At 60.4% G+C, this 21,129-nt stretch carries 19 protein-coding genes; 10 read left to right on the top strand and 9 right to left on the bottom strand.

The features are described 5' to 3' along the window. Position 1: 1 nt before the first annotated feature. Positions 2-922, bottom strand: a complete 921-nt coding sequence (locus WF513_RS16110) for an SPFH domain-containing protein (protein ID WP_339080413.1) — start codon at positions 920-922, stop codon at positions 2-4. Between the two features lie 96 nt (positions 923-1,018). Continuing rightward, on the bottom strand, positions 1,019-2,605 hold the full coding sequence (locus WF513_RS16105) for a L,D-transpeptidase family protein (RefSeq protein WP_339080412.1): 1,587 nt from the start codon (positions 2,603-2,605) through the stop codon (positions 1,019-1,021). Between the two features lie 108 nt (positions 2,606-2,713). On the opposite strand from WF513_RS16105, the gene WF513_RS16100 reads away from it, so the two are divergent. Then, entirely contained in the window at positions 2,714-3,433 is a 720-nt protein-coding gene (locus WF513_RS16100) for a murein L,D-transpeptidase catalytic domain family protein (protein WP_339080411.1), read from the top strand. A 196-nt stretch (positions 3,434-3,629) separates the two neighbouring features. Here WF513_RS16100 and WF513_RS16095 read toward each other — a convergent pair whose 3' ends face one another. Next, complete coding sequence (locus WF513_RS16095; protein WP_339080410.1) at positions 3,630-5,414, bottom strand: ATPase, T2SS/T4P/T4SS family; 1,785 nt, start codon at positions 5,412-5,414, stop codon at positions 3,630-3,632. A 120-nt stretch (positions 5,415-5,534) separates the two neighbouring features. Beyond that, complete coding sequence (rpiA, locus tag WF513_RS16090; RefSeq protein ID WP_339080409.1) at positions 5,535-6,209, bottom strand: ribose-5-phosphate isomerase RpiA; 675 nt, start codon at positions 6,207-6,209, stop codon at positions 5,535-5,537. A 329-nt stretch (positions 6,210-6,538) separates the two neighbouring features. Here rpiA and ilvA point away from each other — a divergent pair, with 329 nt between their 5' ends. Both ilvA and WF513_RS16080 read left to right on the top strand, forming a co-directional pair. Further along, positions 6,539-8,053: a threonine ammonia-lyase, biosynthetic gene (ilvA, locus tag WF513_RS16085; RefSeq protein WP_339080408.1), complete on the top strand. Its 1,515-nt coding sequence runs from the start codon at positions 6,539-6,541 to the stop codon at positions 8,051-8,053. Between the two features lie 26 nt (positions 8,054-8,079). Further along, the gene (locus WF513_RS16080) at positions 8,080-8,520 is read left to right on the top strand and encodes a DUF2269 family protein (protein WP_339080407.1); all 441 of its coding nucleotides are present in this window, start codon (positions 8,080-8,082) and stop codon (positions 8,518-8,520) included. A gap of 386 nt (positions 8,521-8,906) precedes the next feature. Here WF513_RS16080 and WF513_RS16075 read toward each other — a convergent pair whose 3' ends face one another. Then, positions 8,907-9,560, bottom strand: coding sequence for an HAD family hydrolase (locus WF513_RS16075; protein WP_339080406.1), 654 nt, complete (start codon positions 9,558-9,560; stop codon positions 8,907-8,909). 153 nt (positions 9,561-9,713) lie between these two features. Between WF513_RS16075 and WF513_RS16070 the strand changes: the two genes are divergently transcribed. Genes WF513_RS16070 through WF513_RS16060 form a run of 3 tightly spaced genes read left to right on the top strand, consistent with a single transcriptional unit; the run spans position 9,714 to position 13,374 of the window. Next, positions 9,714-10,193: an RNA pyrophosphohydrolase gene (locus WF513_RS16070; RefSeq protein WP_339080405.1), complete on the top strand. Its 480-nt coding sequence runs from the start codon at positions 9,714-9,716 to the stop codon at positions 10,191-10,193. An 18-nt stretch (positions 10,194-10,211) separates the two neighbouring features. After that, positions 10,212-12,491 (top strand): phosphoenolpyruvate--protein phosphotransferase, encoded by a 2,280-nt coding sequence (gene ptsP, locus WF513_RS16065; RefSeq protein ID WP_339080404.1) that lies wholly within the window; start codon positions 10,212-10,214, stop codon positions 12,489-12,491. Between the two features lie 13 nt (positions 12,492-12,504). Further along, positions 12,505-13,374, top strand: coding sequence for a hypothetical protein (locus tag WF513_RS16060; protein WP_339080403.1), 870 nt, complete (start codon positions 12,505-12,507; stop codon positions 13,372-13,374). Positions 13,375-13,389: 15 nt separating this feature from the next. Here WF513_RS16060 and WF513_RS16055 read toward each other — a convergent pair whose 3' ends face one another. Next, the gene (locus WF513_RS16055) at positions 13,390-14,136 is read right to left on the bottom strand and encodes an NRDE family protein (protein WP_339080402.1); all 747 of its coding nucleotides are present in this window, start codon (positions 14,134-14,136) and stop codon (positions 13,390-13,392) included. Positions 14,137-14,140: 4 nt separating this feature from the next. Next, complete coding sequence (locus WF513_RS16050; protein ID WP_339080401.1) at positions 14,141-14,509, bottom strand: hypothetical protein; 369 nt, start codon at positions 14,507-14,509, stop codon at positions 14,141-14,143. Positions 14,510-14,632: 123 nt separating this feature from the next. Between WF513_RS16050 and WF513_RS16045 the strand changes: the two genes are divergently transcribed. The 4 genes from WF513_RS16045 to WF513_RS16030 all read left to right on the top strand — a co-directional run bounded on the left by WF513_RS16045 (position 14,633) and on the right by WF513_RS16030 (position 18,149). Then, complete coding sequence (locus WF513_RS16045) at positions 14,633-15,415, top strand: sulfite exporter TauE/SafE family protein (protein WP_339080400.1); 783 nt, start codon at positions 14,633-14,635, stop codon at positions 15,413-15,415. 10 nt (positions 15,416-15,425) lie between these two features. Next, positions 15,426-16,226 carry a prolipoprotein diacylglyceryl transferase gene (gene lgt / locus WF513_RS16040; protein WP_339080399.1) on the top strand — a complete coding sequence of 267 codons (801 nt, stop codon included), beginning with the start codon at positions 15,426-15,428 and terminating at the stop codon, positions 16,224-16,226. Further along, positions 16,226-17,020 (top strand): thymidylate synthase, encoded by a 795-nt coding sequence (locus tag WF513_RS16035; protein WP_339080398.1) that lies wholly within the window; start codon positions 16,226-16,228, stop codon positions 17,018-17,020. The genes lgt and WF513_RS16035 overlap by 1 nt, the downstream gene beginning before the upstream one ends. 61 nt (positions 17,021-17,081) lie before the next feature. Next, positions 17,082-18,149, top strand: a complete 1,068-nt coding sequence (locus WF513_RS16030) for a transporter substrate-binding domain-containing protein (RefSeq protein ID WP_339080397.1) — start codon at positions 17,082-17,084, stop codon at positions 18,147-18,149. Here the strand turns inward: WF513_RS16030 and WF513_RS16025 are convergent. Beyond that, a complete protein-coding gene (locus WF513_RS16025) occupies positions 18,146-19,522 on the bottom strand; it encodes a DUF3482 domain-containing protein (RefSeq protein WP_339080396.1) in 1,377 nt (458 codons plus the stop codon). The genes WF513_RS16030 and WF513_RS16025 overlap by 4 nt on opposite strands. An 81-nt stretch (positions 19,523-19,603) precedes the next feature. Continuing rightward, positions 19,604-21,010: a DUF2868 domain-containing protein gene (locus WF513_RS16020; RefSeq protein WP_339083629.1), complete on the bottom strand. Its 1,407-nt coding sequence runs from the start codon at positions 21,008-21,010 to the stop codon at positions 19,604-19,606. Positions 21,011-21,129 lie beyond the last annotated feature (119 nt).

Below are 21,129 nucleotides of genomic sequence, written 5' to 3'. Positions count from 1 at the left end.
CTTAACCCTTGTTGTCACCGAACGTGGCTTTGACGATTTCACCAATACCGCCGACAGCACCGATCACCTGGCTGGCTTCCAGCGGCATCAAGATGACTTTGCTGTTGTTGGCGCTGGCCAGTTGGCCGAGGGCTTCGATGTACTTCTGTGCGACGAAGTAGTTAACCGCCTGCACATTACCTTTGGCGATGGCTTCAGACACCATGCGCGTGGCCTCGGCTTCGGCTTGGGCGGCGCGCTCGCGCGCTTCGGCTTCGAGGAAGGCGGCCTGGCGCTGACCTTCGGCTTTAAGGATATCGCCCTGTTTCTGCCCTTCAGCGGTAAGAATAGCAGCGGCACGCAGGCCTTCGGCTTCAAGGATTTGTGCGCGCTTGATCCGCTCGGCTTTCATTTGGCCGGACATGGCGGCCATCAGGTCGGCGGGCGGGCTGATGTCTTTGATCTCGATACGCGTGATCTTGATGCCCCACGGCGCGGTGGCTTCATCGACGGTGCGCAGCAGTTTTTCGTTGATCGCGTCGCGCTGGCCGAGCATGGCGTCCAGCTCCATGGAGCCTAATACGGTACGGATATTAGTCATTACCAAGTTGCGGATGGCGTGCTCAAGGTTGTTCACCTCATACGCCGCTTGGGCTGCATTGATAATTTGGAAGAAGCAGATGGCATCTATTTGCACCGTGGCGTTATCGGCGGTGATGACTTCTTGCGGCGGAATATCCAGCACGTTTTCCATCACGTTGAGCTTGCGCCCGACTTTATCCATGATCGGCACGATGATATTCAAGCCCGGCTTGAGGGTGTTGGTGTAGCGGCCAAAGCGCTCCACTGTCCACTCGAAACCCTGCGGCACGACTTTGAAGCCCATAAAGACCAACGCGACGGCGAGGCCGACAAACAGAAAAATCACGCTGCCGATTTCCATGAGGTATAGCTCCTTAAGTGAGGGGGGTCTGCTGATGGCTTATCTAAGCACAGTTGTTGTGAGCGCTGCAGTCGATGCTGTTACAAGGTGCGCTGATTAGGGTGCAGGTTGCGCCAGCGCCTCGATTAAGCGGGCGTCGCGCTGATAAATATCCGGGTAGAAGCGCAGGTCGCCATCAAGCGTTGCTTCGGCGGTCCAGTAGGCGATCAGCAGCGGCGCCGGATGCTGCAGGCGGTATTGCTGCGTCTTGCCGCTGGCGATGCGGGTTTGCACATCGGCTAACTCATCCGCTGTGAGCAGCCAGGTCAGCAGCGTGTCCACCGCCTCGACCCTCACGCAGCCGGAGCTGAAGGCGCGCGGCGCTTTGCTGAACAACTGCTGGCTGGGCGTGTCATGCAAGTAAACCGCAAATGGGTTATCGAAGCGTACGGCCAAGCGTCCCAGTGGGTTATGGCTGCCAGCCGCTTGACGCAGTTGGATGGCGCCAGGCCTCTGCCAGTCGACGGTGTAGGGGTCAAGCAGGTTACCGGCGCGGTCGAGCACGCTCATCTGGTGGCGTGCGAGGTAGCTGATGTCATCACGAATGGCCGGCAATTTATCTTCACGCAAAATAGTGGGCGGTACGGTCCAGGTTGGGTTGAGGGTCAGGCGCTCAATGCGCGAGGCCAGCAGCGGCGTTTGCCGATCGGCGCGCCCGACTTGGGTGCGGCTGCGCCAGAGCAGTTGGTGATGCCGGATCACCTGCAGCTCGGCGGCTGCAACGTTGATCAGCACCTCAGCGTCACCCATGGGTTCGGCCAGCCAGCGCAGGCGTTCGAGGTTGGCGCGCAGTTGCTCGCGGCGCATCGGCGCACTGATGTTGAGTTCGGTCAATGTGGCGGGGCCGAGAATGCCGTCTGGGTTCAGGCCATGTTCGCGCTGAAAGTGCTCCAGCGCATGCTGAGTGGCCTCATCGAAGGCAGTGCCTGGCGCATCTGTTCGCGCAGCCAAATAACCCTGGGCAATCAGCCGGGTACGCAGCGCCGGCAGCCGTGCATCGTTACCGCCGGGCTTGAGCAGCGCCGCACTGGGCAGCGTCGGCCACTCATCGAGCATGCGCAGGCGCTGCTGTGCATAGGCGCTGCGCAGTCGCTGGTATTGCGCGGTGGTGGGTCGTGCGCTCGCAAACGCCGCGGCAGGCGTTTGCAGGTGCAACAGGGCCAGCGAGAGGGTGGCCAATTGTGAATCTGCAGGTGTTTGTTCTGGGGCTGACCACAGGGGCTCCAGACGCTGTTGCAGTAACCGCCCCCGGCGCACGTGCAGCAAGGCCTGCAAGTAGCTGTGGCTGGTTAGCAGGTCGCCGCAATCGCGCTGCTCGGAGAAGCCTTCTGCGACCAAGCTGGGCAGTGCATATTCGCTGGGGTCTAGGCCGTCATCGGCTAATAGCGCCAGTTGCTCGCGCAATTGCTGCAGTTGCTCGCTGCGTTGCCAAGCCGGTTGGCCGGCGCGCTGGGCATAAAAAGCCTGCAATAACTGCTGGGCATTAACAGTTAGGCTTGCCGGTAAAGGGCTGCAATGCTGGGGTAACTCTGCCAGTAAGGGCCGCAAATCAGTAACGGTGACGACAGTTGCCTCGTCGGCATTAACGACCAGTGGCAGGGTGAGCAGGGCAGCGCTCAGGTAAAGTGTGGTTTTTTTAAACAATCTACTGCTCCAGTCCTTGGCCTAACAGTCAGCGAGTGATGCTCAGTATAGGCTTGCGGTGGTTCGACCCTGTTACAGGTTGTCCTAAGGTACTAGAGGTTTGTGTATATGTTTGGACGTCTTGGCAGGGTGTGTCTGATTGGTGTTTGGTTTGCTTGCGCGCCGTTATCGGCACTGGCGGCAGCGCCGGATGGGCTGCTCAGGGACTTGGCTCGAATTGCTCCCGGTCTCAATCAGCAAGCGCTGCAGCACGCGCTGGCGGCGATGCAATGTGCGGTTAACCATGGCGCTGAGCCTGCTAGCCGCTTGGCGGTGATTGATTATTCAAGGCCCTCCACCGAGCGCCGTTTGTGGATTTTCGATCTGCAACGCAAGCGTCTGGTGCTGCAGGATTTCGTTGCCCACGGGCGCCAGTCGGGGGAGAACTTCGCCAAAGCGTTTTCCAATCGATTAGGCAGCCATCAAACCAGCTTGGGGTTATTCCGCACGGCTGAAAGTTATCGCGGTAAGCACGGGTATTCCCTGCGCATGGATGGCTTGGAGCCGGGGCTGAATGATCTGGCCCGCGAGCGCGCCATCGTCATCCATGGCGCGGCCTATGTAAGCCCGCGTCTGGTGCAGAGCCAGGGGCGTATCGGCCGCAGCTTGGGGTGTCCTGCGGTGCGTCCGGAGGTCGCGCGGATGGTGGTTGATCAGCTCAAGGGCGGGCAGTTTCTGTTTGCTTGGCACTCTGACCAGCGGCTGTTACAGGCCTCTACTTATCTGGATTGCAAGCCGCAGCGAGTAGCCAGTGTCCAGGCTCGTCAGCAGCGCTTGCCGCGTAGCTAATTGTGTTACGACGTAAGATTATTTCTGCTCGCTCTGCGGCGTGCCCCGGTCTTATCCGTAGCCCGAACAAGCGCAGCGCAGTCCGGGACCGGTTTGGGCGTTGGATTGGTTGGATGCGACAAATCGCCATCGATTGGGGCATCGGATGTTTCCCGGATTGCGCCAAGGCTTATCCGGGCTACGCGTCGCGCGATGGCTATTTCTGTTCGCTCTGCGGCGTGACGCGTAGCACTTCTTCGATGGTGGTTAGGCCTGCGGCGACTTTTTGTGCGCCGGACAGGCGCAGGCTGCGCATGCCTTCTTTGAACGCGTGCCGGCGCAGGGCAATTAAGTCGGTATCGGCAGTGATCAGCGGCTTCATCGCATCATTGATCAGCATAATTTCATACACCCCGGCGCGGCCGCGGTAGCCGGTGTCGCGGCATTCCAAACAACCCACGGCGCGGCAGGCGTGAGTCGGCAGCGGCGCACTCCAGGGTTTGGTCAAGCTTTGCCAGCCGTCTTCATCCAGCGTTTGTGGTGCTTTGCAATGGGCGCACAGGGTGCGCACGAGGCGCTGCGCCATGACCCCGAGCAGGGTGGCTTTGAGCAGGTAATGCGGTACGCCCAGCTCGAGCAGGCGAGTGATGGCGCTGGGGGCATCGTTGGTGTGCAGCGTGGAGAGCACTAAGTGGCCGGTCAGCGCCGCTTGGATGGCCATCTCGGCGGTTTCTAAATCACGAATTTCACCGACCATGATGATGTCCGGATCTTGGCGCATCAGGGCGCGCACGCCACTGGCGAAGGTCAAATCGATGTTGTTCTGCACCTGCATTTGGTTGAAGGCGCCTTCGATCATCTCGATGGGGTCTTCGATGGTGCAGACGTTGACTTCCTGAGTCGCCAGCTGCTTGAGCGTGGTGTACAGCGTGGTGGTTTTGCCCGAGCCGGTGGGGCCGGTCACCAAAATAATGCCGTTAGGCTGGCGGGTCATGCTCTGCCAGCGCTTGAGGTCGTCGGCAGAAAAGCCCAGCTGGTCGAAACTTTTCAGCAGCACTTCCGGGTCGAAAATCCGCATCACCATCTTTTCGCCAAATGCGGTGGGCAGGGTTGAGAGGCGCAACTCCACTTCGCCGCCGTCTGGCGTCTTGGTCTTAACTCGGCCGTCTTGGGGTTTGCGCTTTTCGGCGACGTTCATCCGGCCCAGGCTCTTCAGGCGGCTGACGATGGCCATGGTGACCTGCGGCGGGAATTGATAAACAGTGTGCAGCACGCCGTCGATACGAAAGCGCACGCTGCCCTGTTCACGCCGCGGCTCGATATGGATATCACTGGCGCGCTGGGTGAAGGCGTACTGGAACAGCCAGTCGACAATATTGACGATATGCGCGTCGTTGGCGTCAGGCTCTTGGTCTTGGGCGCCGAGGTTGAGTAGCTGTTCAAAATTACCCACGCTGCTGATTTTGCTGTCGCCGGCTGAGGCGCCGCTGACCGATTTGGCCAAGCGGTAGAACTCCACGGTAAAGCGCTGAATATCAGTCGGGCTGGCTACCACGCGCTTAATTGGGCGCTTGAGCACGTGGGTCAGGTTAACTTCCCAGCTATTCACCAACGGCTCGCTGCTGGCGATGGTCACGCTGTCGCTGTCCACCGCCACGGCGAGAATCTTATGGCGCTGAGCAAAGGCGTAGGACATCAGCGGCGTGATCGCGGCGACGTCAATCTTCAGTGGGTCAATACGCAGGAAGGGTTGCCCGCATTGCTCCGCCAGCCAACTGGTTAGCCCCTCTAGCTCAAGCTTTTTGCCCGGATGCTTGAGGTCATCTAACTGCTGCGCGGCGAGGAACTCCAGCGGGTGTTGCTGGTTGCTGACGGCGCTGCGGCGGATCGCCAGGCATTGTTCGGCATGGTCTTGATTGGTCCGGCCTTGGGCAACCAGCTCACGCAGCAGGTCGGCGAGCTCCAACTGACGATCATGGGCGGTCGAGACAAAGGCGGACATAAAACTCCCTGGCAATCCTGATAGCTAAGCAATGCCCCCAGCATGACGCCTGGGGCGCGGGCTGTCTGCCGACTTGATCCATTTTTGCATCGCCACGGCGTCTTGCTCCGGGCGTTTAATTCAGGTGCGCTTTAGGGTTTTCACGCCATCAGCGGTGCCGAGCAGCAGCAAGTCGGCCGGGCGCGCAGCGAACAGGCCGTTGGTCACCACGCCGACGATGGCGTTGATCTGGCTTTCCAGCTCTGCGGGGTTGGTAATCGACAGGTTGAACACGTCGAGGATGATATTGCCGTTATCGGTCTTTACGCCCTCGCGGTAGACCGGGTCGCCGCCGAGCGTGACCAGCTGGCGAGCCACATAGCTGCGGGCCATGGGGATGACTTCGACCGGCAACGGGAAGTTACCTAACACCGGCACCAGCTTGCTGGCGTCGGCAATGCAGATGAACGTGCGCGCGACGGCGGCCACAATCTTCTCGCGGGTCAGGGCTGCGCCGCCGCCTTTGATTAGGTTGAGGTGGGCGTCGCTTTCATCCGCGCCATCGACATAAAACTCGAGGTCGCTGACGTTATTCAGTTCATACACCGGGATGCCATGACCCTTAAGGCGCGCGGCAGTGGCTTCAGAGCTGGCCACAGCGCCGTCGAATTCCATTTTGTGTTGGGCCAAGGCGTCGATAAAGCAGTTAGCAGTGGAGCCGGTGCCGACTCCGATCACACTCTTGGCGTCGAGCTTGGGCAGAATAAAGTCGACGGCAGCCTGAGCGACGGCTTGCTTGAGTTGATCCTGATTCATCGTGGGGCCTGGCGTAGAAGTGATAGAGGGCGCGAATTATAGCGCGTGAGCGGGGTAAAACCTTGCAGGGTGTCGACCTGCCAAGGCACATCGTGCAGGGCCTGTGGTTAGGTGTGATGCCTGAGTGATCGTAGGGCGGCTATGCCGCAGGCGAGTCCGTCAGCAAGCCGCCGCGGGTGGACAAATTGTCGCTATGCCCGCTCTACACCCGCGCCGGCGAGGCGGTTAGCCTCTCGCCAGCCGACATAACCCCGGCATTCGTATGGTCGCGCAGCGCGGGCCTGGGGTAGACTCATCGACCCTGTGCAAAGCCGCCTGCGATCAAGCCCATGCTCGAACAGTACGTTAAAAAAATTCTCACCTCGCGCGTCTATGACGTGGCAGTGGAAACTCCGTTGCAAGTTGCCAATCAACTTTCCGAGCGTTTGGGCAACCGTATTTTGCTCAAGCGCGAAGATATGCAGTCGGTGTACTCGTTCAAGATTCGTGGCGCCTATAACAAGCTGGCGCAACTCTCCGCCGAAGAGCAAGCCTGCGGTGTGGTCACGGCATCGGCTGGCAACCATGCTCAGGGTCTGGCGCAAGCCGCCAAGGTGCTGGGGGTTAAGGCCACCATCGTGATGCCCAAAACCACCCCGGAGATCAAGGTCCAGGGCGTGCGCTCGCGCGGCGCTAAAGTGGTGCTGCACGGTGACAGCTTCCCCGAGGCGCTGGCCTATTCGCTGAAGCTGGTGGATGAGAAGGGCTACATCTACATCCACCCTTACGATGACCCGCACACTATCGCCGGCCAGGGCACCATCGCCATGGAGATCCTGCGGCAGCAGCCGGGTAAATTAGACGCGATATTTGTGCCGGTGGGCGGCGGCGGGCTGATCGCCGGGATCGCCGCCTATGTGAAATACCTGCGCCCCGAGATCAAGGTGATCGGTGTCGAACCGGATGACTCCAACTGCTTACAAGCGGCCATGGCTGCTGGTGAGCGTGTGGTGTTGCCGCAAGTTGGGCTGTTTGCCGACGGTGTGGCCGTGGCGCAGATCGGCCTGCACACCTTCGCGGTGTGCAAGGACTATGTCGATGAAGTGATCACCGTCAGCACCGATGAGATGTGTGCGGCCATTAAGGATATTTACGACGACACCCGCTCAATCACCGAGCCGGCTGGCGCGCTGAGTGTTGCAGGGATCAAAAAATATGTGGAGCGCGAGGGCTGTAGCGGCCACGTGTTGGTGGGCATCGACTCCGGCGCCAACGTCAATTTTGACCGTTTGCGCCATGTGGCCGAGCGCGCCGAGCTGGGCGAGAAACGTGAAGCGATCATCGCCGTTACCATCCCCGAGCAGCCCGGTAGCTTCAAGGCGTTCTGTGAAGCCATCGGCAAACGGCAGATCACCGAGTTTAACTACCGCTTTCACCAGAACAAAGAAGCGCACATTTTTGTCGGCGTACAAACCAACCCGCTTACCGACCCGCGCGCCGCATTGGTACAGGGCCTGCGGGATCAAGGTTTCCCGGTATTGGATTTAACGGACAACGAGCTGGCCAAACTGCATATCCGGCATATGGTCGGTGGGCATGCGGCTGCCGTGCCGGATGAGTGCGTGTTCCGTTTCGAGTTCCCTGAACGGCCGGGTGCGCTGTTTAATTTCTTACAGAAGCTCGGTGGTCGCTGGAACATCTCAATGTTCCATTATCGCAACCATGGTGCTGCTGATGGTCGCGTGGTCGCAGGCCTACAAGTGCCGAGTGATGAGCGTCATCTGCTGCCGGCGGCGCTGGAAGCTATCGGTTATCGCTATTGGGATGAGAGCGATAATCCCGCCTACACACTCTTTCTTGGATAAGCCGGGCACCCGGTAGGACTGAATTGATGGAACATTACCCGTTGCTGAAAATGCTGCACATGCTGCCTGGGATCGTCTTGCTGCTGGGGGGTCTGGCCCATATGTTTATGCTGTGGAAGGCGGCGCGTAACGGCGATACGGCGATTTTGCAGCGCAAGCTCAAGCGCACTCGCCTGATCAGCCTGCCGGTGCTCGGCCTGCTGGCCCTGAGTCTGCCCATAACCGGTTGGTGGCTGGTTGATCTAACCGGTTTGCCCCTCAGCCAAACCTGGCTGCTGGCCAGTAGCGTGCTGTTTGCGGTGATGGCGCTGTTTGTTCTGTTGCTCAATGGCCGTCTGGCTGCTTGGCAGGCTCTGGGCGACCGCCCTGCACCCGCGAGCCTGAAGCGTCTGGCTGCTGTGTATGCCGTACTGATCATCGTGTTGCTGGTGGTGATCATGGCGCTGATGGGTGCCAAGCCCATTTAATAGAAGCACGCCCCGTTAGCCCGGACCCCCTCCGGGCTACAGGCTGATCTGCCGTGCGAATAAACCAAAAATCTATAGGGGCTACGGGGCCTAGCGGGCATAGCCGAGCCCGGCCCGTTAACCCGGACCTCATCCAAGTTTATCGACCGTAGCCCGAACAAGCGCCAGCGCAGTCCGGGTTCCAGAATTAGTTTTAAGCGATGCGCGTGCCTCCGATGCTTAGCGTGGTCATTCCCGGATTGCGCTGGTGCTTATCCGGGCTACAGGGCTGATCTGCATTGCGAGTAAGCCATAATTTTTATGGTGTGACGGGGCCGAGCGGGCATAGCCGAGCGCGACGCCGATAAAATGCCGTCTGATCAGGCGGCGTTTATATGGGGGCGCTGTTAGCGCAGGGAAATCACTGGCCAGTCGCGTTTCTCGGCTTCGGCGCGCAGGTTCGGGTCGGGGTCTACGGCGAACGGGTGGGTGACTTGCTCCAGCAGCGGCAGGTCGTTGATTGAATCGCTGTAGAAATAGCTATCAGCCAGACTCAAGCCGGTTTCGCCGAGCCAGCGAGTGAGGCGGGTGACCTTGCCTTCCTTGAAACACGGCACGTCGGTGGTGCGGCCGGTGTAGCGGCCATCAAGCATTTCGCACTCGGTCGCCAATAGTGTGTCGACGCCCAAGCGTGCGGCAATCGGCGCGGTAACGAAGCGGTTGGTGGCGGTGATGATGAGCAGTTTGTCGCCGGCTTCGCGGTGCTCGGCGAGCAGCGCCTCGCCTTTGGCCAGGATGATTGGCTCGACACAGTCACGCATAAACTCGCGGTGCCATTGGTCCAGCTGGGCCATTTCGGTGCGCCCGAGGATTTCTAGGCTGAAATTCAGGTAATCGGTGATATTCAGTCGGCCCGCGAGGTAATCCTGATAAAACGCATCGTTGCGCGCCTTATAGGCAATCGCGTCGAGGATGCCACGTTCACACAGGTAATCACCCCACGCGTGATCGCTGTCGCCGCCCAGCAGGGTGTTATCGAGATCAAATAAAGCCAAACGCACGGGGCACCTACCATCGCAAGGGTTTGAAGGCATTGAGGATAACGGCTTTTATGAGTCATTCCCATTCTGCCGGCCACTCGCGTTGCTGCTGCTGCGGCCTTTGTGGAACAATGCCTCATGTCTTAAATTCAGGCGTTTACGAGGTTGTGTGCCGTGATCGATTCCGATGGTTTTCGCCCCAATGTCGGCATCATTCTGACCAATGATGTTGGGCAGGTGCTGTGGGCGCGTCGGATCAACCAAGATGCTTGGCAGTTCCCGCAAGGCGGGATCAATGACCACGAGTCGCCGGAAGAGGCGCTGTACCGCGAATTGACCGAAGAAGTGGGCCTTGAGCAGCAGGATGTAAAAATTCTCGCCTGCACCCGCGGCTGGTTGCGTTATCGTCTGCCCCAGCGTTTGGTGCGCACGCACAGCCAGCCGCTGTGCATTGGGCAGAAGCAGAAGTGGTTTCTGTTGCGCTTGACCGGCACTGAAGACCGCGTGCGCATGGACCTCACCGGCAAGCCGGAATTCGACGGCTGGCGATGGGTCAGTTACTGGTACCCGTTGGGCCAGGTGGTCACCTTCAAGCGCGAGGTTTACCGTCGCGCCTTAAAAGAACTCGCCCCGCGCCTGTTGGCGCGGGACTGACAAAGGCTGTAGCCAAGCATGCTCAATACGCTGCGCAAGATTGTCCAGGAAGTAAATGCCGCCAAAGACCTCAAGGCGGCACTGGGCATTATCGTGCAGCGGGTGCGCGAGGCCATGGGCAGCCAAGTCTGCTCGGTGTACTTGCTAGATCCGGAAACCGGGCGCTTTGTGCTGATGGCCACCGAAGGCCTGAACAAGCGCGCCATTGGTAAGGTCAGCATGGCCCCCAACGAAGGCTTGGTCGGCCTCGTGGGCACCCGCGAAGAGCCGCTTAACCTCGAGCACGCCTCCGAACACCCGCGTTACCGCTACTTTGCCGAAACCGGTGAAGAGCGTTATGCCTCCTTTCTCGGCTCACCGATCATTCACCACCGCAAGGTGATGGGCGTGCTGGTGATCCAGCAAAAAGAACGCCGCCAGTTCGATGAAGGTGAAGAAGCCTTTCTGGTGACCATGAGCGCACAGCTTGCTGGTGTGATCGCCCACGCGGAGGCTACGGGTTCAATTCGCGGCTTGGGTCGTCAGGGCAAGGGTATTCAAGAAGCCAAATTCGTCGGTGTGCCGGGCTCGCCCGGTGTTGCAGTGGGTACAGCCTTGGTGGTGCTGCCGCCAGCTGATCTGGACGTGGTGCCGGACAAATCAATCGATGACATTGCCGCCGAGTTGACCCTGTTCAACAACGCGCTGGAGGGTGTGCGCAGCGATATGCGTGCGCTGTCGGCGAAGATGGCCACGCAGTTGCGCCCTGAAGAGCGCGCGCTGTTCGATGTTTATCTAATGATGTTGGAAGACGCTGCCTTGGGTAATGAGGTGGTGAAAATCATCCGCACCGGCCAATGGGCCCAAGGTGCACTGCGGCATGTGGTCAGCGAGCACGTTAACCGCTTTGAATTGATGGACGACGCTTACCTGCGTGAGCGCGCCAGCGACGTCAAAGACCTCGGCAGACGCCTGCTCGCCTATCTGCAGCAGGCGCGTCAGCAAACGCTGGTGTACCCGGACAATTGCATTCTGATCAGTGAAGAGCTGTCGCCAGCCATGCTTGGCGAGGTGCCAGAAGGCAAGCTGGTCGGCCTGGTTTCGGTGCAGGGGTCGGGCAACTCGCATGTGGCGATTTTTGCCCGCGCCATGGGTATTCCCACGGTGATGGGCGCAGTCGATCTGCCGTACTCGAAAATCGATGGTATTCAACTGATCGTCGATGGCTATCACGGTGAGGTGTTCACCAACCCCAGCGAAGTGCTGCGCAAGCAATACGCTGAAGTGGTTGAGGAAGAACGCCAGTTGACGCAAGGCCTTGATGCGTTGCGTGGGCTGCCCTGCGAAACCCTCGACGGTCATCGCATGCCGCTGTGGGTCAATACCGGTCTGCTGGCTGATGTGAAGCGCGCTCAAGAGCGCGGTGCAGAGGGTGTCGGCCTGTATCGCACCGAAGTGCCGTTTATTATGAAAGAGCGCTTCCCCAGCGAGAAAGAACAGCTGGTGATTTATCGCGAGCAACTGGCCGCTTTCCACCCGTTACCCGTGACCATGCGCAGCTTGGACATTGGCGGCGACAAAGCGCTGAGTTATTTCCCGATTAAGGAAGAAAACCCCTTCCTTGGCTGGCGCGGCATCCGCGTGACCCTCGACCATCCGGAAATCTTCCTGGTGCAGACCCGCGCCATGCTCAAAGCCAGCGAAGGGCTGAACAACTTGCGCATCCTGTTGCCGATGATTTCCGGTATTCAGGAGCTGGAAGAAGCGTTGCATTTGATCCACCGCGCCTGGGGCGAGGTGCGCGACGAAGGCACGGATGTGCCACTGCCGCCTATCGGTGTGATGATCGAAATTCCGGCGGCGGTGTATCAGGTCCGCGAGTTAGCGCGACAAGTCGATTTTCTCTCGGTTGGCTCGAATGACCTGACCCAATACCTGCTGGCCGTAGACCGCAATAACCCACGGGTGGCGGATCTCTATGACTTCCTTCACCCCGCCGTATTACAGGCCCTGCGCCTGGTGGTGGCCGGGGCGCACGCCGAAGGTAAGCCGGTGAGTATTTGCGGTGAAATGGCCGGCGATCCAACGGCGGCGGTGTTGCTGATGGCCATGGGTTTCGATGGCCTGTCGATGAACGCCACCAACCTGCCCAAAGTGAAGTGGCTGCTGCGCCAGATCAGCATGGTCAAAGCTCAGGAGTTGCTTGCTCAAGTGATGACCATCGACAACCCACACCTGATCCACAGCACCCTGCAACTGGCCCTGCGTAACCTTGGGCTCGGCCGCATGATCAATCCGGCTTCGGACATTCAGGCGTGAGCACCAAGGCTCTGTGCTAAGCCTGCGGACACCGTCTCTTGCGCTGCGCCAACTGGCGACCTTGCGCCTGTCAGCAGCCAGCGCCTTGGTCTGCCAGGGCCATAGCCTCTGGTCGTTAGCGGACGATGCGTTGGTTTTGCATCGCTATAGCCTACGTGGCGACTTGCAGACGGAGCAGCAGTTGTTGCCCGGTGAACTGCCCGCTGATGCCGCCTTGCGTAAACGCGTCAAGCCTGACTTTGAAGCCTTGTTGCTTTTGCCTGATAGCAGCCTGTTAGCGCTGGGCTCTGGTTCAACGTCGCAACGCTGTCGCGGGTGTTTGATCCACGGCGATAGCTCGCGGGTGATTGACCTTGAGCCGTTGTACCGTGCGCTCGCTGAGCATTTTCAGGATTTGAACATCGAAGGCGGCGTGCTCTACCGCGGGCAGCTACTGCTGGCGCAGCGTGGTAATGGCCGTGGTCGCGAAAACGCCCTGGTGCTGCTTGATCTGCCGCAGGTGCTACGTGACCTTGACGCCGGCCAGCTCAGCGCTAAAGCACTGCGGCAGATTGTTCCGGTGCATTTACCGCCGTTGGATGGAGTGCCGCTGAGCCTCACGGACCTCAGTGTGGCGCCCAGCAATGTGTTGTATTTCACTGCAGCGGCAGAGGCTACCGACTCCAGTTACCTCGACGGTGCCTGCGTCGGCAGTGTGCTGGGGCGTTTGGATGAACATTTGGCTGTCGCCGAGCTTATAAGGTTGACGCCTGCGGCGAAGATCGAGGGATTGGCTTTTCAGGCGGATGGCCGACCGCTGTTAGTGGCTGATGCGGACGACCCCGCTATTGCCGCGCCGCTGTTTACCCTTGATGGTTTGAGCGCGCCAGCGCGCGCCGATTAAGCATCGCTGCCGGCATCAACAGGCGAATTCAACCTCACCCAGATAGCAGCCGTCAGCGCCGAAACTGCGCTCAGCCAGCCGGCGGCTGCCGTCGGCGTTAACGATCAGCGCGCTGCTGGCGCGGGTGCCATAGGCGGCGCTGGCAATAAATAAACTCGACAGCAACCGCTCGCTAGCCAGGCCAATACCGGTTTGCGGCAAGGCAGCATCCGGCGCTTGTGTAGGGTCGCCCATCAGGTCAAGCAAACTATCGATCTGCGGCGTTTCTAGCTGTTTATGCAGCGCCTGCTTGGCCTTCGTCAACTTGGGCCAAGGCGTATTGAGGTCCGCATTCGACAGCCCATGCACGCCCTCAGCCAGCGCCGTGGCGCAGCCAGTCTGGGAATTGAAGTGCCACAGTTGCTGCGTGTCGCCGAGCAATAAGTTGAAGCCGCTGTAATCTGCGCGCTGCTCGCTGAGTTGCCGCAGCAGCGCGGCGCGACTCAGCTGACCACTGAGAAAAGCCAACGGCAACTCGCCCCGTGAGCGTGCGCCCAAGGGCAGGCTGAGGTCGCGGATGTTGGTCAGTGCAGCAAAGCGCCCATTCGGGCCGACGCCAAGCCAGGTACCGCCAGCCTGCGTATCACGTCCGGCAAACACGCCCGGCAGCTCGGGCCACTCGGCCAGCGGCAGGCTGGGGCGCGCATAGAATTCATCACGGTTGGCCGCCACCAGTAGCGGCTGAGCATGGCCGGGACGCCACGCCAAAACGATCAAGCACATGCCCTTAGCTCCTTAACTTCGCCAGCACGCCGGCGTTGTCCAGCTCGCTGCCTAAATGCAGGCGCACTTTGCGCGCACCACTGCCCAAACCAAGCTCCAGCAGAATGCGCTCCTCAACCTGCGACAGGCCGCCTTCCAAACGCTCCAGCGGTTGAATCAACAACTGCGGCGGTAGGCTTAGGCGCAGATAGCGCTTGGGCAATATTTGCCCGATAGCGCGCTGCAACAAGTGCTCGGCCGCCGCAAAGTCAGCGACCAATAGACGCTGATTACTGAACGGCGGGTTTGCCTGCAGGTGTAACTCACGCCCACTTTGCACATGCAGCAGTTGCATCTGGTTACAGCTCAGCTTGAGGTACAGAGTTGGGCGCACGGCGGTCTATCCCGGAGTCAATGGGGCACTCTACGCAAAGCCTAAGCTTTCATCCATCGCGCAAACTAGAGTCCGGCCCTGTGCATCCGTTACCATGGCGGATTGTTTGTGGGGGGGGTGCTGATGGAACTGCTGCTGTATTTGGTCTTGGGCGCTGCGGCCGGAACGCTGGCAGGGCTGTTTGGCGTAGGCGGCGGCATCATCATTGTGCCGGTACTGGTGCTGAGTTTTGCTGCTCAGGGTTTTGATCCGGTTGTACTGACGCACCTAGCCGTCGGCACGTCGCTGGCGACCATCATCTTCACCTCGATCAATTCTGTGCTTGAACACCAGCGCAAAGGCGCGGTGCTGTGGCCGGTGTTTGCCTGGATGACCTTGGGTATTTTGCTCGGCGCTGGAGTGGGTGCTGCATCTGCTACGGCCATCCAAGGCCCGCTGCTGCAGAAAATTATTGGCGTTTTCGCCATTATTATTGCCGTGCAAATGGCCTTGGAGCTAAAACCCAAAGCCAGTCGCACGGTGCCCGGTAAGCCCGCCTTGGCCCTTGCCGGCGGGGTGATTGGCTGGGCGTCGGCGATTTTCGGCATTGGTGGCGGCTCGCTGACCGTGCCGTTTCTGACTTGGCGCAGCGTGCCGATGCAAAAGGCGGTGGCGACGTCCTCAGCCTGCGGCCTACCGATTGCACTGGCCAGCGCCCTGAGTTTTATCTGGTTGGGCTGGGCTAAACCCGAACTGCCGCAGTGGAGCGTGGGGTTTGTGTACCTGCCAGCACTGCTCGGGATTGCCATCCCCAGTATGTTTTTCGCCCGAATAGGCGCGCGCTTGGCGCACACACTGTCGCCGCGTCTGCTCAAACGTTTGTTTGCCCTGCTGTTATTCAGCGTGGGCCTGAGTTTCCTCGTTTAAGGAGTTTTTGATGCTGCCTTACCCGCAGATTGACCCGGTTGCACTGGCCCTTGGCCCGCTAAAGATTCACTGGTACGGCCTGATGTACCTGATTGGTATTGGCGGCGCTTGGTGGTTGGCCTCGCGCCGCGTCAACGCCTTTGCGCCGAGCTGGAACAAAGAAAAGCTCTCTGATCTGGTGTTCTGGGTGGCGATGGGGGTGATCCTCGGCGGCCGTCTGGGCTACGTACTGTTTTACGACCTGGCCGCTTATATCGCCGAGCCGGCCCGCATGCTGCGCATCTGGGAAGGCGGCATGTCGTTCCATGGTGGCTTCATCGGAGTAATGCTGGCCAGCTGGTGGTTCGGCAAACGCAACGGCAAGAGCTTCTTCGAGTTGATGGACTTTATCGCGCCCCTCGTGCCGATTGGTCTGGGTGCTGGGCGCATCGGGAATTTCATCAATGCCGAGCTGTGGGGCAAAGCCACCGACGTGCCATGGGCGATGGTCTTCCCCACCGACCCGCAACAGCTGGCGCGCCACCCTTCGCAGCTCTATCAATTTGCGCTGGAAGGCCTCGCGCTGTTCGCCGTGCTCTGGTTTTACTCGCGTAAACCGCGCCCGACTATGGCAATTTCCGGCATGTTCGCCGCCACCTACGGCATCTTCCGCTTTATCGTCGAGTTCGTTCGTGTGCCGGATGCCCAGCTCGGTTACCTGGCGGGTGGCTGGCTGACCATGGGCCAAGTGCTGTGTGTACCCATGGTGCTTGGCGGGCTGGGGCTGATCGCATACGCCTACAAACGACAGGCTGCACAGGAGGCCGTGTAATGCAGCAATACCTCGACCTGATGCGCTTGGTGCGCGAGACCGGGACCTCCAAAAGCGACCGCACCGGCACCGGCACTTACAGCCTGTTCGCCCAGCAGATGCGCTTTAACCTGGCGGACGGCTTCCCGCTGGTAACCACCAAGAAGTGCCACCTCAAATCCATCATTCACGAGCTGCTGTGGTTCTTGCAGGGCGACACCAACATCAAGTACCTGAAAGATAACGGCGTGCGCATCTGGGATGAGTGGGCCGATGAAAACGGTGACCTCGGCCCGGTGTATGGCTACCAGTGGCGCAGCTGGCCCACGCCGAATGGGGGCTCGATCGACCAAATCAGCACGCTGATCGAGATGATCAAAACCAACCCGGACTCGCGCCGCCTGATCGTTTCCGCCTGGAACCCCGCACTGGTCGAGCAGATGGCCCTGCCGCCGTGCCACGCGTTGTTCCAGTTCTATGTGGCCGATGGCAAGCTCAGTTGCCAGCTGTATCAGCGCTCTGCGGATATCTTTTTGGGCGTGCCTTTTAACATCGCCAGTTACGCCCTGCTGACCATGATGGTGGCGCAGGTGTGTGATTTGCAGTTGGGCGAGTTCATTTGGACCGGTGGCGACTGCCACCTCTACGCCAACCATATTGAACAGACCGATCTGCAGTTGACCCGGGAGCCGCTGCCGCTGCCGGTGATGAAACTCAACCCCGAGGTGAAGGATTTGCTGGCCTTCAAATTCGAGGACTTTGAGCTGCTCGGCTACCAGGCGCATCCGCATATTCCGGCCCCTGTAGCGGTCTGATCACCGGCGCAGACGGCAGTTTTTGTTACCCTGAGGCGTCTTTTAGTTGGGGGAACAACGCATGGCGAGAGTTCTAATCGTCTTGTGGCTGATGCTGCTAGGGCTGAATACAGCGGTCGCAGAACCGAGCGAACCGCTGCTGCGGGTGGGTATCAGTGAGGTGCCGCCCTTCGTAATCAAAGAGCTAGATGGCAGTTGGCGTGGCATCAGCATCGACTTATGGAGCAGCGTTGCCAGTCAAGCGGGCTACCGTTTTGAACTGTTGCCCATGCCCTTTGAGCGCCTCCTGACGAGCTTAGAAGAAGGTCAGTTGGACGTGGTGGTGGGTGCGCTGACCATGACCGCTGAGCGTGAGGAACGCTTCGACTTTACCCATCCTTTTTACCGCACCGGCTTGGCTATCGGCCTGCAACGTGATGGCGATAAAAGTGGTTGGATGGCGCTCAAAGGGCTGCTCTCTTGGCAATTTCTAAGCCTAATTGGCGGCTTGGCGGTGTTATTGCTGCTGGTCGGGGCGCTGCTCTGGTTGTTTGAGCGACGTAATAATCAGGAGCAGTTTGGTGGCACGCCCGTGCAAGGCTTGGGGTCCAGCTTTTGGTGGGCAGCGGTGACCATGACCACCGTGGGCTACGGCGACAAAGCGCCGGTCACTTTAGGCGGGCGTTTAGTCGGGCTGGTGTGGATGTTTACGGGCTTAATCATGGTGTCGACCTTTACCGCAGCGGTTGCCAGCATGCTCACCGTGGGCAACCTGCAAGGTGGTATCCAAGGTGCTGAAGACCTGCGCCGTGCCCATGTCGCTAGTGTCGAAAACACCTCCGGTGCACTCTATTTGCAGAGCCAGCGCATTCGCCACAGCACCTACCCTAGCGTGATGGCCGCCATGCAGGCCGTTCAGCAAGGTGAAGCCGAGGCTGTGGTCTATGACCTGCCGATCATGCAGTACCGCAATGGTGAGTTAAACCAAGGTGGGCTGCGCATTCTGCCCGGCACGTTTGAGAATCAGTCCTACGCCTTTGCGCTGGCCAGTGGCAGCCCCTACCGCGAGCGCATCAACCTAGAGTTGCTGCGCGCGGTGGGGGAGGATGAATGGACCAAGGTGCAGCGTCTTTACTTAGGTGCACCCTAAGCGGTGCTCTGTAGGGCGTCGGTCAGCGCCCTCAGCTGTATCTCACGCTCGCTTTGCTGCAAGCATGCGCCAGGGTTGAGCGATGACCATTCGGGGTGGGCACGGGCTTTGTACAGGGCGTCTGGCAGTTTGCCCTCGCGCCAGCTGGCCTCCTGCGGAGTGGCTAGGGTGATGGCCTCGACAGCAGCGTGGCCACGGTTTTGCAGCGCCTGCAGGAGGTGTTGTTGGCGCAGGCCGAGCAGGCGTAGCACCGCGTCGTCGACGCTCAGCTCGCGCTGGCCTTTGAGTTTGCCTTTTAGTCGTGCGCCGTAACTGCGTAAGGTTTGTGCACTGCCGCCGATCAGCGCACCGACCACAGCTGCCGCGCCCAAGGTGATGCCGCCGACCAGCAAATCAACCCCGACACCGGTAGCGGCGCCCGCCGCCATGCCGCCGCCGACCTTGATGCCAAGTTGCTTGAGGGTTTCCGGGTTGAATAAATCATCGCCCCAGCGGCCGTCCAGCAAGGGCAGCTCAGCGGCTTTGGCGTCTTCTTGGCGAAAGGCGTACAGGCGCAGCAGGGCCTCGACGCAACGCTGTTCGCGCTGGCGAATAACCTGGTGCAGCTCGCGGATTGCGCCTTGCTCCAGCAGGGTTTGCGCGGCCACGCTGCGCCTACATGCGGCGCAGTCGAGCAGCAGTTCAGCGATTAGCCGGGCGGCACTGTTGCGCCTTAGCTGGCGCTGCGCCTGATGGTCATCAGCCAGCCGTTGCAGGTGTGGCCGGGCTTTTTCCAGCAGCAGGGCGAGGCTGTCATACAGGCGCCGCTCGCCATCCAACGGCGGCGCCACGCTGTCGAAGCACACCAACGCATGCAGGCCAAGACGGGCGAGGGCATCACGCCACGCCTGCTCACGGTGCTGGCTGCTGCTAACAAAATTCAGCACGGGCAGCAGCGGTCGGCCACACATGGTCAGCACCGCCAGCTCATCACGGTATTTGGCCAGCACCGGTTCGCGGGCATCAATCACGTACAAGCCGGCATCTGAGGCGAGCAGTTGCCGCAGCACCTTGGCCTCCTGCTCAAAACGCTGACGGGCTTCGCTGCCTTCTAGAAAGCGCGCCAGTCGCGCTGGGCCGTCCAAGCGTTCGCCGGGACGATCCAAGCGTTCCAGATACTCCAGCAGGGCGATAGCGTCTTCAAGACCGGGCGTGTCATACAGTTCCAGCACGGCTTCACCGTCTACCGAGAGGCGTGCACCTTCGACATGCCGGGTGGTGCTGGGGCGATGCGAGACCTCGCCGAAGCCAACATCGCGGGTCAGGGTGCGCAGCAGCGAGGTCTTGCCGACATTGGTGTGGCCGACCACGGCGAGTTTGAGTAGGGGGCTCACATTGCCTCTCGTAGCCCGGATGAAATCCGGGTGCTGGCTTCGCGCTGTCGATACCCGCCGGGTTGCATCCGGGCTAGGTGTTTAGTCATGGCCATGCTCCAACCAGCTGAGCGGCAGGCTGTTGCTGTGCTGCAGTTCTAGTTGTTCCAGTGCGCGGTGCCAGTCGTCTAAGCGGGCGCTGTCGAGGGTTTCACCGGGCGGTGGCGGCAGCAGGCAAATGCGTGTGGCGGCGGCGCTGCGTGCCAGCTCGCCGAGTAGCGCCAGGCTGCCACGGTCCGGCGAGCGACGTGGGTCGCAGGCAATCAGCAGGCGTGCAGGTGGAAAGCGGCTGAGTTGGTCGAGCAGCTGCTTGCGCTGTTCACGGCTGTCGATGACTCCCGCATCGCTAATGCCGTTAGGCAGCGGCGGCGGCCAGCTGCGCTGTGGGTCGAGCTCGACCGCCACCAGCACGGCGCCTTGGCTGTCGACCACACTGCTGCCCGCGTGCGCCTGATGCAGCTGCGCGGGTGCGGCGTCGCAAATACCCAGGCGTTCACTGCTCGGTTGCAAGTGCTCGCGCAGCAGGCTGTAGCCGGGCAGGCTGAGGTCCAGCGTTAAGGCTGCCTGACCACGTTGCCAACGCCACAGGCACAGCAACAGCAGGCCCGCGCGCGGCAGCAGACCGTAAACCACCAGTACGCCCACCAGCCAACCGGCCCAGCTCAGCCTTGCCTGTTCGCTGGCTAAGACGCTGTCGCCGCTGGCGCGGATCAATTCAGCATCGGGCAGGCTAAAACCGAGCAGCGCTGGCAGGCTGCCGAGGGCGTGGGTCAGTGCGATAAAGCTGTCCCCGCCGAGCAGGGTGCTTTCCCAGACGAAGCCGTAACGCCGAGTGGCCAGCAGGGCCAGCAAGGTCAGCAAGGCCGTGAGCAGGGTCAGTAACCAAAAACCGTGCACCAGCACACCCAAGCCCCAGCGACTGATGCGTTGGCGTTGCAGCATCAGCAGCAGCGAGGGAGCCAGCTGCGCGGCTTGAGCGTCGCGGGCGAGCTTGGCGCTTAGCCACAGCCACACAAGCCCGAGGGCGCCGGCGCTGTCACGACTCAGTAGCAGGCTCAGCGTCCAGCCCAGTAGCAGCAGCAGATGCACGCCAAGCAAGCTGCCTAAAGCCCAAAATACGTTGACCGAGCGCAGGCCGTCACCCAGCGCTGCTACCGCCAGGCCGCTGCCGCTGAGGATGGCCAGCAACAATAAAAACAGCCCGGCTAGGCGCGCACCCTGCAACCAATGCTGCAAGGCCTGAACTTGGCCGTCGCGTTCACCCAGCAGCCAGGCCCGGGTCTGGATACGCTCGCTGAGTGCGCCGCCTTGAGCCTGAGCGCGACGATTGGCCTCACTGTCTTCCAGCGGCCCGGCATGCTCTTCGCGCAGACGAATGGTTTCACTGAGCCAGAGGCGTTGCAGGCGGCTGGGTGTGGGGTTTTCAAATGGGCGCACACGCGGTTCCATTGGCGAGTTGAACGTAGAGGATAACCGCAGCAGGCGCTGTGCGGCACCGGTAAGCATGTGTACGAGTGCGGCCAGCCCAGCTAGGCTAATGATAATGAGCAAGCAAGCGTCTCGCTCAG

Source organism: Pseudomonas sp. TMP9, from assembly GCF_037943105.1.
Lineage (GTDB): Bacteria > Pseudomonadota > Gammaproteobacteria > Pseudomonadales > Pseudomonadaceae > Aquipseudomonas.
This window is presented reverse-complemented; position numbering and strand designations above follow the sequence as displayed.

Coding starts and splice junctions, on each gene's coding strand:
- WF513_RS16045 (WP_339080400.1), top strand. CDS start 14,633: ATGGAACTGCTGCTGTATTTGGTCTTGGGCGCTGCGGCCGGAACGCTG.
- lgt (WP_339080399.1), top strand. CDS start 15,426: ATGCTGCCTTACCCGCAGATTGACCCGGTTGCACTGGCCCTTGGCCCG.
- WF513_RS16020 (WP_339083629.1), bottom strand. CDS start 21,010: ATGGAACCGCGTGTGCGCCCATTTGAAAACCCCACACCCAGCCGCCTG.
- ptsP (WP_339080404.1), top strand. CDS start 10,212: ATGCTCAATACGCTGCGCAAGATTGTCCAGGAAGTAAATGCCGCCAAA.
- WF513_RS16080 (WP_339080407.1), top strand. CDS start 8,080: ATGGAACATTACCCGTTGCTGAAAATGCTGCACATGCTGCCTGGGATC.
- WF513_RS16055 (WP_339080402.1), bottom strand. CDS start 14,136: ATGTGCTTGATCGTTTTGGCGTGGCGTCCCGGCCATGCTCAGCCGCTA.
- WF513_RS16110 (WP_339080413.1), bottom strand. CDS start 922: ATGGAAATCGGCAGCGTGATTTTTCTGTTTGTCGGCCTCGCCGTCGCG.
- WF513_RS16100 (WP_339080411.1), top strand. CDS start 2,714: ATGTTTGGACGTCTTGGCAGGGTGTGTCTGATTGGTGTTTGGTTTGCT.
- WF513_RS16030 (WP_339080397.1), top strand. CDS start 17,082: ATGGCGAGAGTTCTAATCGTCTTGTGGCTGATGCTGCTAGGGCTGAAT.
- WF513_RS16035 (WP_339080398.1), top strand. CDS start 16,226: ATGCAGCAATACCTCGACCTGATGCGCTTGGTGCGCGAGACCGGGACC.
- WF513_RS16095 (WP_339080410.1), bottom strand. CDS start 5,414: ATGTCCGCCTTTGTCTCGACCGCCCATGATCGTCAGTTGGAGCTCGCC.
- ilvA (WP_339080408.1), top strand. CDS start 6,539: ATGCTCGAACAGTACGTTAAAAAAATTCTCACCTCGCGCGTCTATGAC.
- rpiA (WP_339080409.1), bottom strand. CDS start 6,209: ATGAATCAGGATCAACTCAAGCAAGCCGTCGCTCAGGCTGCCGTCGAC.